Annotated in this window: 12 protein-coding genes; 6 read left to right on the forward strand and 6 right to left on the reverse strand. The window is 39.4% G+C overall.

Annotated elements, in window-relative coordinates:
* Positions 1 to 64: 64 nt before the first annotated feature.
* Both ACYPZI_RS04685 and ACYPZI_RS04690 read right to left on the reverse strand, forming a co-directional pair.
* Positions 65 to 1,318: an MFS transporter gene (locus ACYPZI_RS04685; protein ID WP_459599112.1), complete on the reverse strand. Its 1,254-nt coding sequence runs from the start codon at positions 1,316 to 1,318 to the stop codon at positions 65 to 67.
* A gap of 78 nt (positions 1,319 to 1,396) precedes the next feature.
* Positions 1,397 to 1,933 (reverse strand): HD domain-containing protein, encoded by a 537-nt coding sequence (locus ACYPZI_RS04690; protein ID WP_459599113.1) that lies wholly within the window; start codon positions 1,931 to 1,933, stop codon positions 1,397 to 1,399.
* A gap of 172 nt (positions 1,934 to 2,105) precedes the next feature.
* Here ACYPZI_RS04690 and ACYPZI_RS04695 point away from each other — a divergent pair, with 172 nt between their 5' ends.
* Together ACYPZI_RS04695 and ACYPZI_RS04700 are read left to right on the forward strand one after the other, a co-directional pair.
* Positions 2,106 to 3,212, forward strand: a complete 1,107-nt coding sequence (locus ACYPZI_RS04695; protein WP_459599115.1) for a hypothetical protein — start codon at positions 2,106 to 2,108, stop codon at positions 3,210 to 3,212.
* A gap of 143 nt (positions 3,213 to 3,355) precedes the next feature.
* Positions 3,356 to 4,174 carry an enoyl-ACP reductase FabI gene (locus ACYPZI_RS04700; RefSeq protein WP_459599117.1) on the forward strand — a complete coding sequence of 273 codons (819 nt, stop codon included), beginning with the start codon at positions 3,356 to 3,358 and terminating at the stop codon, positions 4,172 to 4,174.
* 73 nt (positions 4,175 to 4,247) lie between these two features.
* Here ACYPZI_RS04700 and ACYPZI_RS04705 read toward each other — a convergent pair whose 3' ends face one another.
* The 4 genes from ACYPZI_RS04705 to gltX all read right to left on the reverse strand — a co-directional run bounded on the left by ACYPZI_RS04705 (position 4,248) and on the right by gltX (position 10,392).
* On the reverse strand, positions 4,248 to 5,420 hold the full coding sequence (locus ACYPZI_RS04705) for a C1 family peptidase (protein WP_459599119.1): 1,173 nt from the start codon (positions 5,418 to 5,420) through the stop codon (positions 4,248 to 4,250).
* Between the two features lie 34 nt (positions 5,421 to 5,454).
* The gene (locus ACYPZI_RS04710; RefSeq protein ID WP_459599121.1) at positions 5,455 to 7,557 is read right to left on the reverse strand and encodes an HD family phosphohydrolase; all 2,103 of its coding nucleotides are present in this window, start codon (positions 7,555 to 7,557) and stop codon (positions 5,455 to 5,457) included.
* A gap of 73 nt (positions 7,558 to 7,630) precedes the next feature.
* Positions 7,631 to 8,869, reverse strand: coding sequence for a 3-deoxy-D-manno-octulosonic acid transferase (locus ACYPZI_RS04715; RefSeq protein ID WP_459599123.1), 1,239 nt, complete (start codon positions 8,867 to 8,869; stop codon positions 7,631 to 7,633).
* 5 nt (positions 8,870 to 8,874) lie between these two features.
* On the reverse strand, positions 8,875 to 10,392 hold the full coding sequence (gene gltX, locus ACYPZI_RS04720) for a glutamate--tRNA ligase (RefSeq protein ID WP_459599125.1): 1,518 nt from the start codon (positions 10,390 to 10,392) through the stop codon (positions 8,875 to 8,877).
* 888 nt (positions 10,393 to 11,280) lie between these two features.
* Here gltX and ACYPZI_RS04725 point away from each other — a divergent pair.
* The 4 genes from ACYPZI_RS04725 (at position 11,281) to ACYPZI_RS04740 (ending at position 15,714) form a co-directional block, all read left to right on the forward strand.
* Positions 11,281 to 11,685 carry a DUF5856 family protein gene (locus ACYPZI_RS04725; RefSeq protein ID WP_459599127.1) on the forward strand — a complete coding sequence of 135 codons (405 nt, stop codon included), beginning with the start codon at positions 11,281 to 11,283 and terminating at the stop codon, positions 11,683 to 11,685.
* Between the two features lie 142 nt (positions 11,686 to 11,827).
* Positions 11,828 to 13,300: an O-antigen translocase gene (locus tag ACYPZI_RS04730; RefSeq protein WP_459599129.1), complete on the forward strand. Its 1,473-nt coding sequence runs from the start codon at positions 11,828 to 11,830 to the stop codon at positions 13,298 to 13,300.
* A gap of 2 nt (positions 13,301 to 13,302) precedes the next feature.
* A complete protein-coding gene (gene folP, locus ACYPZI_RS04735) occupies positions 13,303 to 14,142 on the forward strand; it encodes a dihydropteroate synthase (RefSeq protein ID WP_459599131.1) in 840 nt (279 codons plus the stop codon).
* 111 nt (positions 14,143 to 14,253) lie between these two features.
* The gene (locus ACYPZI_RS04740; RefSeq protein ID WP_459599133.1) at positions 14,254 to 15,714 is read left to right on the forward strand and encodes a tryptophanase; all 1,461 of its coding nucleotides are present in this window, start codon (positions 14,254 to 14,256) and stop codon (positions 15,712 to 15,714) included.
* Positions 15,715 to 15,797 lie beyond the last annotated feature (83 nt).

Below are 15,797 nucleotides of genomic sequence, written 5' to 3' on the forward strand. Positions count from 1 at the left end.
TTGTTGTTTATATTCAAATTACAGGAGCACAAAGATATAAACTTTTGGAATAAAGCGAAAACTCTTATGCCTTTTCTTGAACACTTTCTTCCTCCGCCCCTTTTCCTTTGGTTGTATGTCCCAGTCTGGTTATAGACGGAACGAAAAAGGCAAACGCACCTACAGCTACCATAGATATTCCCGCGATTATAAAAGCGTTAAGCAAGCCTATCCCGTCGGCTATAAATCCTGTTGCCAGTAGACCGGGAATGGACGGTAGCAAGCTGATACTGTCGTAAATAGAAAAAACACGGCCAAGGGCAGCGGGCTCTATCTTTGTTTGGAGAATAACAACAAAAGTGCTCCAGTATATAGCTCCTGTCAGTCCGGTTATACCGGTGATAACTACGAAGATAATGAATGCCGAGGATGGAAGTAAACCCATTAACCAGAAAGCAACGCCCAAAATAATAGTCATAAGGTTTATAACAACAACCTTATTGACCGTCTTCATAAATTTGATGCTAACGATAGCCCCTCCGAGCAGCATACCTATTCCCCATATAACTTCCACAATACCCATTTCAAAAGCTTTTCCTCCAAAATGTCCGATGGTTAACAGTGGGTACAAAGCTGCTGTGGGCACTAAAAAGAAAGTAATAATAACGACACAGATCAACAAGTATGACAAGCCCCTGTCATGAAACATATAACCGACTCCTTCCTTTATTTCTCTCCAGATATTTGGGGTTGCATCTTCTTTCTTTTCGGGATTCGGGATTGTTACAAACAGGAGTGAAGTGCAGGCTATAACAGCACCCACTACATCCAGCAACATTACGTATGTCATATCGAAGAAAGCAACAAGCATGGCGCCCAATGCCGGGCCTGCAATATTACTGACCGATTGTATCATCTGACTGATGCCTGCTACACGCATCAATTCGCTTTCGGGCGCAAGCAGTGGTACCGATGCCTGCATGGCTGGTGCATGGAATGCACTTCCGGCAGAACGTAGAGCCAAAAGGATATAGACTTCCCACACTTCTATTTTTTCGAAAAAGAATAGAACGGCAAGAACGGCTGAACAAAATGCCACAAAGCTGTCGGCAAGTATCATTGTCCGACGGCGATCCCATCGGTCAACAAATACGCCGGTAAAAAGTCCTAAAACGATAAAAGGTAACAGGGTAGCCAGCATAGCCATTGCTAATACTTCGGCCGAACCTGTTTTCATGGTCAGCCAAAAGACGACTGCAAACCCTACAATAGAGCTGCTGAGCATAGAGAAAAACTGCCCCGACCATATTATCGCGAATGTCCTCTTCCAACTATTCATACTTTCGGGTGCAAAGATAATTTTGTCATAGCTTTATTGCGCGAATTATTACAGAAAGTAGATAAAAATAATCTTTTTTCACAAAAACATCTCACACCACTTATCAAACTGTTCCACCGATTTTCTTCCATGCCTGGAAATACTTTTTCTTATTCGCTCAACACTTTTTTCCTCTCCTAAGCGAGTTTTAGAATAAAAACAATCGGCGAAGCAAATTATTTGCTCCTCTATGCTAACAGGTACCATTTCGCGGTGCGGAAGAGGCAGATTTTCTTCAACTATTTGTTTTAGGGTGAGTCCTGTTCCCGTATGTCTTTCACATACTAAGGCATGTTTCGGATAACCTAATCTGTCTAATATATCTCGTCCTAAATAACCATGACAAATGTAGTCGTGCATGCCGTAGCATTTGATAGACGGGGCATGCGTTAGAAAAATACCAATGTCATGGAGCATCGCGGCCTCTTTTACAAAGTCAATGTCTATATTCAGTTCAGGATGATTTTTGGATATGGAAACAGCTTTGTTTGTAACATCTGTACTGTGACTGATTAATATATCGTAGAGTTCGGTGTTCTTTTTATAACATTTTTCGATGATGGCAATTGTATCCATTTTATTTCAGGTTCGGTTATTCGTATATTTGATAAAAACAGCTTTTATTCAAAAAAGTTCTGTAATTTAGTGGTGGAACTATAAACTTCCCAAATTTAGAAATTATCTTGGGATAACAAAAACAAGGAATGCAGATAGTTGTTATATCTTCTGAAAAGTAATATGGAACAGTATGTCCGGGAACGATACTAGAAAATGCCCGTTATGTGGAAAAAATACGACCGGAGAAGAAGTATTTTGCCGCGATTGTCAGGAAATAGCTCAGGATTCATATTCTGAAGAATTCTTGGTTCGGGAGTATAATGAGGATATTCAGGAACAGGAAGAAATAATTTCTTCACCGGAAATGCTTGAAAAAGAACCAGATGTATATGACGAAAAGTCTCTTTCCGTTGACAAGGGAAACAAGAAGGGCAGATTCTTTTTGGTAGCCGGGCTTATTCTGATTTTACTTATTGGTGGCGCTGGAACCTATTATTATCTGCAAGATAAAAAAGCTAAAGAGACTGAAGTTAGCTATTGGAATCAGTGTATAGACGAAAATACCCCACAGGGTTATTCTAAATATTTACTACAATATCCTGACGGAAGGTTTGGCGAAGAAGCCAGATCTAAAATAGTTGAATTACGCGAGGAAGAGCAGAAGGAATGGGAGAAACTTCGCGAAACAAACGATGTAGATGCCTTGTTTTCTTTCCTGACCGATCACCCCGAAACTCCTTATGTAAGAGAAATTCGCCATTCAATAGATTCTCTTAGTTGGCTGAAGACTATAAGCGATAATACTGCCGACAGTTATCTTGCTTATCTCGAAAATATAAAAATAGGTCGTTTCGTCGGCGAACATCAGACAAAAGCCCAAGAAAGATATGACTATCTGAGCCAGTTGAGGCCTGTAGAGGGAGAAGAACTCACCCGGATAAAAAAGGAAATCGCCGGTTTTTTCAAATCATTGTCTGATACAAATGAAAAAGATTTAGCGAAGAGAATGCTTCCCACATTGGCTGAATTTTATGACGCGCAGAATCAATCCTCCAAAAATATTATTGAGTCCATCAAATCGGAGTTTAAGAAAAACAAGATACGAAGCATTTCTTATACTCCGGTAGCTGATTCCATTGAAGCTATTGTAGATAACAAAGGAATTTATTTCATAACACTCCCTGTAAAAGAAGAAAAAAACTATACTGACCAAAAAAAGAAGAAAGAGATTTCTGAATATGTACTAAATCTTGAGATAGACAACAATAAACGCCTGCAAACTGTTTATAAAAAGTAGTAGATCATTTTTAAACATATAACTTTATATGAAAAGCCCGTTATAGATAACCTCTATATCTATATTTTTTTGACAAAGCCTTTAATTATTGCACATTTTTACTACTTTTGTGCGATTATTTTAAATAAACAATAAAATAGGAAATGAATAACAATTTATTAAAAGGTAAGAGAGGTATTGTCTTCGGTGCCCTGAACGACAAATCTATCGCCTGGAAAGTGGCTGAAAAAGCCGTAGAACAAGGTGCTACTATCACACTATCAAATACGCCTGTAGCAGTAAGAATGGGAGAAACAAATGCTCTGGGTGAAAAATTAAATGCAAAAATTATCGCGGCAGATGCTACCAGCGTAGAAGATCTGGAAAGAGTATTTACCGAGTCGATGGAAGTTTTGGGAGGAAAGATAGATTTTGTTCTTCACTCTATCGGTATGTCGATGAACATGCGTCATAAAAGAGATTATGATGATCTGAACTATGAGTTTTACGACCGTACTTTGAATATTTCTGCTACTTCATTTCACAAAATGATGCAGGTGGCGAAGAAGATGGATGCTATTTCGGAAGGCGGATCTCTTTTAGCTCTTACTCACATTGCCGCACAACGTACTTTCACCGGGTACAATGATATGGCAGATGCTAAGGCTTTGCTGGAATCGATTACCCGTAGCTTTGGATATGTTTATGGCCGCGATAAAGGTGTGCGCGTAAACACTGTATCCCAGTCGCCCACGCTGACTACGGCCGGGCAAGGTATCGGAGGTATGAATGCATTCCTTGATTTCGCGGAAAAAATGTCTCCGCTCGGAAACGCGGATTCGGACGAGTGCGCCGATTACTGTATTATGATGTTCTCAGACTATACCCGTAAAGTAACGATGCAAAATCTTTTCCATGACGGAGGATTTTCAAACATGGGTCTTACTCAGGCTATTGTTGAAGATTATATCGAGAAGAAATAAGAAGAAAATATATAAAATAGAAAAGCCGCTTGGTGTTCCGAGCGGCTTTTTTTATTATCGAGTTAAAGTTACATTACAGACCTAATTTCTTTGCAATAGCAGCAGGAACTCCACCTTTATTTATCATGATACTCATTGTTTTGTATTTAACAAAAGCTTCTGAAGCATACCATATACCTTTGTATTTTCCGGTTTCTCCCCAAGAATTTTTTACCAGATAATATTTTGTCCCATTTTGGTCTTTTGCGATACCATATATTTGCATTCCGTGATCGTCTGTCGTTTCCTGATTATCGAAGGCTATCTGGCGCATTTCTTGTGTAATAGATTTTTCTTTTACCGGACCTTGATCGGCTTGAGTTTTGAGGCGGCTGTTCTTTTCCGCTTGTGGTAATCCTAACCAATGAGCCTGATCGGAACCTACATTTTCAGGAGCTTCTTCGTCGAGGATAACGGCTATGCCATTGCGGGTAAATCCGATTTCGCTTACATCTGTAGCCCAAGCAACTGTATAACCATTATTAAGAGCGTTATCGATTACCTGCATCATTTCGTCTACCGGAACATTATACGATGGAGACCAGCGCCAGTTGTCCGGAATTTCCAATGCAAACGGTGCATAGAAAGGGTGGTGCGTAAACGAAGTGATCGAAATATAGTTTTTACTATCCAATCCTAATGACTGAGCTAACGATTGAGGGGTTGATTTCTTCCCTTGATATTGGAATTCGTGAGGAAATGCTCCGAAGTAAGCATCAAGAATCCCATTTAACCCGGTTGCCCAAACAGGCGATAGTTTTCTGTTTTTGTTAGCAGCAATTCCTTTCACATAACCTGAAAGTCCGGCTTCTACTTCTCCGTGCTTATGTGTTGTCTCGCCATAGTTGAGTCCGGTGTACGCTTCATTTGGAACAACTCCGTATTCGTTCAGAGTTTCTACTACATCGGCAAATGATCCGCCTTGTGCAAAATTAAGGTTGCCGCCAACTCTCACGTATTTCTCTGCTTTATCGGCATAATTACGGCGAACGATGTACATTTCTGAAAGGTCGTATTCTCCTTTGTTCATACGAAGAAGTTCCGACTCAAGGAATGCTACTCCGGAAAAACTCCAGCAGGTACCGCTGTTTCCCTGATTTTTAATAGATGTTATTGGGTTTTCCTTGACTGTTGTAAATTCATAACCCTGGGCATAACTACCCAATGCCATCAATAAGAATACTGATAATACAAATAAATTTCTCATATATGCTCTTTTATATTTAAGATGTGAATATCTACTATTCAATGTGTGGCTCACTGTCGGCACCTATTTGTTTTTTTAATTCGGGATAAGCGATGCGCATATGATTCATGCTAATCAGCTTTTCGCAAAAGACCTCTTTCACAATTTCTATATCCTTGAAAGTGATAGGAGCATTTCGGAATAAGCCATCACTCAGTTGCCCGTCAATAAGCCTGTTAACTAATTCGGTGATAGATTCTCTACTTACGTCTTTTAAGCTTCTGGAGGCTGCTTCAACCGTGTCCGCCATCATTAGTATAGCTGTTTCGCGTGTAAATGGATTCGGACCCGGATATGTGAAATCTGCTTCGTCAACTTCTTCTTCCGGATGGCGATTTACATACGAATTATAGAAATATTTGGCTTTCCCCTTTCCATGGTGGGTTTCAATAAAATCAATAACCTGTTGAGGTAAATTATGCTTTTTGGCTATTTTTACCCCTTCTGCCACATGATCGATAATAATACGGGCGCTTTCTTTCTCAGAAAGCCCGGCATGCGGATTAAATCCTTCTATTTGATTTTCTGTAAAGAAAATAGGATTCACCATTTTGCCTATATCGTGATAGAGAGCTCCTGTGCGTACTAATGTAGCATTTGCTCCTATGCGATGAGCGGCAGAAACTACTAGCGTAGAGACTTGCATGGAATGCTGAAATGTTCCGGGTGCAACTTCGGATAATTGTTGTAACAGAGGCCTGTTGGTATTTGATAACTCTATCATACTTACCTCGGATATAAACCCGAAAATGCGTTCACACATGTAGACTAACAGGTAGGCAAAAGTAACGAATACAAAATTGATACAAAAATACAGGTACATCCGCCAATTTTCCCGTATAAGGGATATATCTCCGTCGGTACATAATATCCAGGCAGTATAAGTGATTATATAAGTAAGTAGTATGAGTAGGGCGCAATATACCAGTTGTGACCGTTCGGATAGGTTCTTCAGACTGAAAACACACATAAATCCCACAAAAACCTGCAAGATAATGAATTGAGCCATTTGTCCCATCGGAAGCATAAGGGCGCAGATCATTACTATAGTGAGGTGAGAGGTCATTGCAGTTCTTGAATCGATGAATGTCCAAATGAGAATTGTAGGTACTGCAAACGGCACGAGATATATTAGCATGAACATTTTGGTGTCAGCCATAAGCCCTGTTATGACCGAAAATATACAGACTATGAGCAGTATGAATATTACGTTTCTTCTATTTCGATATTCTTCTATCCGGTAAAACATCAGATAAACCATTAAGGCCATTATGAAAACAGTTATCATAACTAATTCTCCGAACATGAGCCATCCCGGTTTAGCTTTTGTTCCCACTTTATCCGCGGCTTCGCTGGTATAGGAGTCAAGTATATTTTTTAGACGGGCATCGATAATTTCCCCTTTGTCTACAATTTTTTCACCATATTGTACTTCTCCTTCATACAAAGGGATTTGTTGGAGCCTGTCTTTTTTATCGTTGGACGATCTATCTTCATCGTAGTTGATATTAACTTCCAGATAGTCATTTAAGTTTATCGATTGAAGATGTTTTATATCTATATAAGGAGGCGCGTCATCTATAATTTTCTCATATGCTTGTTTTGGAGTATAAAATGAGGCCAGATATCTCGAATTTACAATGTTACTGTTGTTTTCGCTAAGGAGTAGTTGTTTTTTGGGCAACTGTTGTATTTTCTCGTAATCTCCAGGGGATATTATTCCGGCCTTATAGACTTCGTTAAGCTTTCTTGTAATATAGCTTATGTATTGATCCGGAACACTTTTCGCTTTAGCATCCGACTGAAATTGTGTCGAGGATTTTCTCGAAGTGGCAACATTTGTTTTGTAGTAAGGCAGGTATGTATGCATAATGCTGTCTTTTTCCTGCTGTATTTGTGCTTCAGATTTATGTATGTGAAATTTGAAAGGCGCTGTTAGCAGTCCATATTGCCAAGGTCTGTTTTCCGCGTACGAATACCTGTATTTGCCTTCGCGTGGCAAAAAAAACATTATAATTATAATAGTAAGGATAAAGAATACAGGAGTAGGAATTTTTATCCTTTGCCCAATTTCTTTAATCTTGTCTATTTGACCCATAAGTATATGGTTTTAAAATACAAATCTACAAGTTTATTTTTAATAGAATATAAAAATCTTGATAAAAGGGTGACTATAAGCCCAGAATATCCATCACACGATGAACAACTCCCATGTTGGAACGCACATAGTTGCCTGCATGGGCGCCGGCAGCCTTCAAAATATCGTCGTAATGCAGAAACTCATCCATGAGTCCCCTGAAAGCCTGGTAGTCGGATATGGAATATCCGCCTCCTTGTTCTATAAGCTGCTGTGCTTCAAGGAATTTTTTGAAGTTGGGACCGAATATGACAGGGATATTATATACTGCCGCTTCGAGCACATTGTGTATTCCCGCTCCGAACCCTCCTCCGATATATGCTATTTGTCCGTACCCGTATATGGACGATAAGAGCCCGAAGTTATCTATAATAAGGCAATCATAATCTTCCATCATTTCCGGAATGGCTTTTGAATAGCGGATATGAGGACGCTGTAAAAGGCCTTCCAAATATTTCAGATGCGCTTCATCTACTTCATGTGGCGCTATTATTAATTTTAAGGACGGGGTGCTGTTGAAGAAAGGTATGAGTATATCTTCATCTTTAGGCCATGTACTTCCGGCAACTAAAGTCTGTTCGTTTTCGCTGCTTGCCTTTCGAACAAAATATTCAACTATATTCAATTGCTTCGCTTGCTTCTGAATGTCGCCTACCCTGTCGAACCGGGTGTCGCCACATACAACAGTATTTGTGACTCCTATGCCATTTAGTAGCTTCACTGAGTTTTCATCCTGTACGCAGATCGATTTATATTTTTTCAGTAATCCCCTCATATCTTTTCCGTACCACCTGAAGAATATTTGTGATTCGCGAAATATAGCTGAAACAATATAGACAGGGATGTCTCTCTTATTCAGCTGGTTTACGAAGTTATACCAAAACTCATATTTGATGAAAACAGCTTTTTCAGGTTGTACGAGCTTTAAGAATTTTTTTACATTTCTTTTTTTATCGAAAGGGAGGTAGCAGACAATGTCTGCCATCGGATAATCTTTTCTTATTTCGTAGCCCGAAGGGGAAAAGAAAGTTAGTAATATTTTATACTCAGGATGATTTTGTTTTATCGCTTCAATGATCGGCCGGCCTTGTTCAAACTCACCTAAGGAAGCCGCATGAAACCATATGTAACGGGCATTTGGATCTACTTTTTCCCGTAATATGGAATAAGTTTTTTTGTGCCCGGTAATCATTTTTTTTGCCTTTTTGTGAAAAGGCGATATTATGCGTACAATGAACGCATATAGATATATGGCAAAATTATACAATACCATGTTTCTTACAATTTGATGTCTCTAATCGCTTTGTTTAGGCGGCTGATAGTTTCGTCTTTACCGATAGTAGCAGTAATATCGAACATGTGTGGACCTTTAGATTCTCCTACTACGGCTAAACGAAAAGCATTCATTATATTTCCCAGGTGATAACCTTTGTTTTCTATCCAGCTCTTTACGATTTCCTCCTGATTGTGAGCTGAAAAATCTTCTATCTGCTTCAATATTCCGATCAATTCTGATAGTTGCGCAGGTGATTCTTCTTTCCAGCGCTTTTTTACTACCTTTTCATCATATGATACAGGCGCTTCGAAAAAGAAAAACGACTGATCCCACAGTTCTTGCACAAAATTTACACGTTCCTTTACAAGACCAACAACGGCTTCTGTATATTCGAGGCAAACATCTATTCCTTTTTCTTCTAAAAGAGGATAGTAGAGTTTAGCTATTTCTTCATTCGATTTTAATTGTATATACTGGTGATTAAACCACTTACCTTTTTCGTAATCGAATTTAGCCCCGCTTTTGCTGCATTTTTCCAAAGAGAACAACTGTATCAGTTCGTCCATCGGGATTATTTCCTGATCGTTACCCGGGTTCCATCCTAAGAGAGCCAAAAAGTTTATGACAGCTTCGGGCAGATAACCGCTTTCACGGTATCCCGATGATATTTCTCCGGTTTTGGGATCTTTCCATTCCAATGGGAAGACCGGAAAGCCAAGACGGTCGCCGTCACGCTTACTCAGTTTTCCGTTTCCTTCAGGCTTTAATAGTAAAGGAAGGTGTGCAAACTGAGGCATCGTATCTTCCCAACCGAAAGCACGATATAGCAATACATGCAGAGGCGCCGAAGGAAGCCACTCTTCACCTCGTATTACATGGGTAATTTCCATCAGGTGATCATCTACGATATTTGCCAGGTGGTAAGTTGGCAGGTTATCTGCTGATTTATATAAGACTTTGTCGTCTAATACAGATGAATTGTACTTTACTTCACTCCGTATGGCATCATTCACTATTACATCCTGATTTGCTTCTATCTTGAACCGGATAACATATTGTTGCCCTGCATTTATAAGGCTATCGACTTCATCCTTGCTTAGGGTTAACGAGTTGCGCATTCCTTCGCGAGTGGATGCGTCATATTGGAAATTATCGATGGTTTTCCGTTTTGCTTCGAGTTCCTCAGGGGTATCAAAAGCTATATAAGCAGCTCCTTTTTCGAGCAGCATGTCTACATACTTCTTGTAAATTTCTTTTCTGTCCGATTGGCGATATGGGGCATAAGGACCGCCCAGATGTGTACCCTCATCAAACTGTAGTCCCAACCAGGTAAAGGCTTCTATGATATATTCTTCTGCTCCCGGAACAAAACGCTGGGAGTCTGTATCTTCAATTCGCAATACAAAATCTCCATTATGCTTTTTTGCAAAGAGATAGTTGTATAGCGCCGTACGTACGCCGCCTATATGTAAAGGCCCTGTCGGACTGGGGGCAAACCGTACCCTAACCCTTCTTGTCATAAAACGATATATTAAAGTGGCTACAAAAGTATAATAAAATATTGTAAAATGCTAAGTATGACAGGGCAAACCATCAAAAATTTATTTCTGCCGGAATAAACAGTGAACAGTAGTTAGTAGTCAGTAGTAAGTGAACAGTCAACAACTTGTACCTTGTATCTCGTCTACTCGTCACTTTTAACTAAAATGTAACAAACCTCTACAGTCAACAGTTAGCAGTCAACAGTCAACAAACTATTACTTTGACCTCTGCCTTTTAACTAAAAAGTAACATTTTCCACACTCATTTTCAAATTCTCAAATTCGCTAATTTTCAAATTAAACATCGTATCCTCTTTGTCATCCTGACCGTAGGGAAGGATCCAAATCCCCGAGAAACAGAAGATGCTTCCTGTCGTCAGCATGACAAACCAGAATTTAACTAAAAAGTAACAAACTCTACAGTGAACAGTCAGCAGTCAACAGTCAACAACTTGTACCTTGTATCTCGTCTACTCGTAACTTTTTAACTAAAATGTAACAAACTTCTACAGTAAATTAGCCATTAGCTTATAGCCTTTGCCGCTTCGCGCCATTGTTGACTGTTGACTGCTAACTGTTGACTGTTATTATCGCTTCGCGCCATTTTCAAATTTTCAAATTCGCTAATTTTCAAATTACCACTGTATTTATAGATAAAAAGAACCCCTGTTTATGCCTTTGTTCTTCCGGATTGGCAATTTCATTTAAACAAAAAGCTTTTTAAATTGTTAAAATAATAAATCAACACAATAAAAGATATCTATCTTGTGATATAAACATTCGATCATTTTCATTTGGATAGGAATGTTTATTGTATTAGATTTGTCTATATAAAAATAATATTAATAAATAAAAACTATCAAAATTATGTCTACATCAACGTTAAAAGAACAGAAATCTGCGACACTAAATGCAGAAATTGCAACATTTATTGGAAAGATATTTTCTTTCAACAACAGTTTGAAACTATATCATTGGCATATAACAGGAAAAGGGAGTTATTCACAGCACATTGCTTTGGATCAGGCTCTGGAAGATCTGTTAGATGTAACAGATCGTTTAGTGGAAACTTCATATGCCGTTAAGGGTGATTTGGAGATCGTTATTCCTGAGACAAAAAATCCAAGCGACATTGTCAAACATGCTGAAGCATTCTTCAGCTATACAGAAAGCCAAAGAGAGTTATTCGCGGAAGCTTTTACACAGGCCATTATCGATGACTATCAAGAAGCAATACAACAATTGCTTTATCGCTTGAAAAGGCTTCAATAAGGAAGAATTTAAAGTATAGTGAGCAAGGGGCTGCCGAAAGGTAGCCTTTTGTTGTTTAAAAAGAGCTGAGGTTTATTTTAATAGGATTGTACGATTCTATTCGCATTAAAAATGATAGATTTGCAGTTATAAAATTATAATCTTGAAAAAAGAGACCTCATATAGTCAGATTCTCAAATCGACCAGTATTTTTGGTGGATCGCAAGTGCTGGTTATTATTATTGGCATCGTACGGGCTAAGGCGATAGCTCTTTTGTTAGGTCCGGCTGGTGTGGGAATTATAGGTATATATCAATCCATCGTGGATATGCTCCGCACCGGTTGTGGGCTGGGCCTGGATACCGGGGGTGTCCGCGAAATCGCTGCCGCCAATAGTTTAGAGGATAAAACCCTGTTAGGAAAAACTATCTATAGGCTCAATTGGTGGTTTCTTGTCGCAGCCTTTCTTGGGCTAACCGCATGTCTTGCATTTTGCCGTCCAATAAGTATCTGGGCTTTTGGTACTGATAAGTATGTGTTGCCAATAGTGCTTCTTTCCATACCTGTTTTTCTTGCGATATTAACAACCGGAAGATCTGTTAATATTCAAGGTATGCGTAAAGTCTCTTACATGGCTCAATATGAAGTCTGGGGAAGCCTTGTCGGACTGTTTATCGCTTTGCCCTTGTATTATATTCTGGGATTAAAAGGTATTGTGCCGGCTTTTATTACTACCGGCCTGGTACTCTATTTCTTTGTTGAGTTTTATTACAAAAAGCTGAATGTAAGACTTATAAAAATACCAAGAAAAGAAGTCCTTGAGGCTGGATTAAGTACCTTGAAATTGGGAATATTCATTGTGATTTCGGGAATAATAAGTACGGCCGGTATGTTCCTCGTACGGGCGTATATTTCCCGGAGCCTGAACGTAGAAGCGGCGGGTTTGTTTCAGTCGGCATGGACTATAACTGCTGTTTATCTCGGACTTATCCTTAAATCGATGGGGGCGGATTTTTTTCCCCGTCTGTCTTCTATTGCCGAAAAGAAAACAGAAATAAAGAAATTGGTAAACGAACAGACTTATGTTGTGCTGGTTATTTCTGTTCCGGTTATTATCGGAATGCTTCTCTTTTCAGAGTTCGCCTTATCCGTATTGTATTCTACAAAATTTGCCAATGCTGAAAATATACTTCAATGGCAGGTTCTGGGAAGCGTTTTGAAGCTCTTAAGCTGGCCTGTTGCTTTCATTATACTCGCTAAGAAAAAAGGCTTACTGTTTCTCTTTTCAGAAGTAGTGTTCTATATCTCTTATCTTGCCGTTAGCTATTTCTTGTTTCCGCAATACGGACTCGACGCTGTAGGTATCGGGTATTTGATAGCGTATATGATTTATCTGCCGTTAATCGTTCTGATCGGATGGCGTATATCCGGATTCATATGGAGCAAGGAAATTATGATAATGATTACAATCGGTCTTACTCTGATATGTGTTGCTTTCTATATATCGCATACAAAGGAGGTCAATACATGGATTTTTGGTTCGGCGGTTCTGTTTATATCTTTATTATACTCGTTTTATAAATTGAAAAAAGTATTTAGCTTAGAGGATCTGAATAACTGGTTTGGAAAAAAATGAATATGAAAACAATTAATATTAAAGGCGAATTGCTCGATCTTTCTACTCCTGTTGTAATGGGAATATTGAATGTCACTCCCGATTCCTTTTTCGAAGGGAGCCGTAAGGAAACGGAACAGCAAATAATAGACCGTGTAAACGAGATACTAAACCAGGGCGGAACCATTATAGATATAGGCGGACAATCTACCCGCCCTACTTCTACGTTACTATCCGCAAAAGAAGAAACAGAGCGGCTGAAGTTTGCGCTTTCTGTGATCAATCGTGAGTTTCCGGAGGCTATTCTCTCGGTAGATACGTTCTATAGCGATGTCGCCCGTTTTTGTGTCGAAGAACATGGTGTTGCTATTATTAACGATATTTCGGGAGGGGAGATAGATAAGGAGATGTTCAAAACGGTGGCGGAGCTCAATGTCCCTTATGTGTTGATGCATATGCGCGGAACTCCGCAGACGATGGCTTCCCTTACCGGTTATGACAATCTAATACAGGATATTTTTTATTACTTTTCCAAAAAGATAGCTGAACTTCATTTGCTTGGAGTAAATGATATCATCGTTGATCCGGGATTTGGGTTTAGTAAAACTCTCGATCAAAACTACGAATTGATGGCTTCTCTTAATGGCTTTTCTATATTCGAGAAACCTTTATTGGTGGGAATTTCACGAAAGAAAATGATCTCCGGATTTTTGGAAACCACTCCGGCGGAAAGCCTTAACGGAACTACTATTTTAAATACTTTCGCTTTGCGGAACGGGGCGAATATCCTTCGGGTACATGACGTAAAAGAGGCGGTCGAAGCGATTAAAATTACAGAAAAGATACTTTCTTTTTGTCAATAGAATTGTATATTACTTTACAAAAAGGGTTTATTTCAATAGCTTATGTTGCTTATTGGAAGATTTATTTATAACTTGCACCTTCTATTTTTAACATTAATGTAAACTAATATCATGTCAGACAATTCCGCGAAAATTAAATTTTACAGTGGAGAGGATATTCCGCTGGAACAGCACAAAGTACGTGTCGTACAAAAATTAAATTTAGTTCCTATCGAACGCCGTTTGGAGGCATTATATGAAGCCGGGTTTAATACATTCAGGCTCGATACCAAAGATGTATTTCTGGATATGCTTACCGATAGTGGCACTAATGCCATGAGTGATCGTCAGATGGGGGCTATGATGATAGCCGATGATGCTTATGCTGGTTCTCAAAGTTTTGTTCGCTATCAAAAAGCAGTGGAGGACGTACTGGGGAAGAAATACTTACTTCCTGTTCATCAGGGGCGGGCAGCCGAAAATATTATTTCCAACGCCTATATCCGCCAAGGGAGTGTTGTCCCTATGAACTACCACTTCACTACTGCCATGGCACATATTACCCAATATGGCGGAAAAATAGAAGAGCTGTTGTATGACGAGGCTTATGTTATCAACAGTAAGCACCCGTTCAAGGGAAATATGAATCTCGAAAAACTGGAACAATGTATCAACAGGCATGGTGCATCGAAGATTCCTTATATAAGGATGGAAGCTTCTACCAATTTGATAGGAGGTCAGCCGTTCTCTATGGAAAATCTGCGTGGAGTTCGCGCTATTGCTGATAAATATAAAATACGTCTGGTTTTGGATGCCAGCTTAATAGGTGAAAATGCGTATCTGATAAAACAACGTGAAGACGAATTTAAGAATAGTACGATGGCTGAAATTCTACTTGCAATGACCGGTCTGGCTGATTTGGTATATTTTTCTGCCCGAAAACTCAGTTCGTCGCGGGGTGGTGGTATTTGTACAAACGACTATGTTATCTTTAAAGAATTGGAACCATTGGTGCCTTTGTTTGAAGGTTTCCTTACATACGGAGGCATGTCGGTACGTGAAATAGAAGCGATAGCGGTGGGCTTGTATGAAACACTGGACGAAACGATGATATGCCAGAGTCCACAGTTTATAGCATACTTGGTCAATAGTCTCGAACAGAAAGGAATTCCTGTGGTAACTCCAGCGGGAGTGTTGGGTTGCCATGTGAATGCGATGGAAATCTGTTCTCATATTCCACAAGCAGAATATCCCGCCGGAGCTTTGGCTGCTGCTTTCTTCCTGATATCGGGTGTGCGTGGTATGGAGCGGGGATCGGTTTCAAATCAACGTGATGAATATGGCAATGAAACCTATGCGGATATGGAATTACTGAGATTGGCTGTTCCACGCCGTGTGTTTACATTATCGCAGATAAAATATGTCGAGGACCGTCTGACCTGGCTTTATGAAAACCGCCGCCTGATAGGAGGATTAAAATTTGTATACGAACCACCTGTACTACGCTTTTTTATGGGTGGGCTTGAGCCTGTAAACGACTGGCCGCAACAACTATTGGCAAAGTTCAGGGAAGATTTAGGAGACAGTTTATAATAAAATCTAAAAATAGCAGGGCACAGTAACCTGCTATTTTTTTTTCTATCTTTGTTTCATATAATTTTATTAAGAACTCATCT

This window comes from Dysgonomonas reticulitermitis (genome assembly GCF_054601275.1).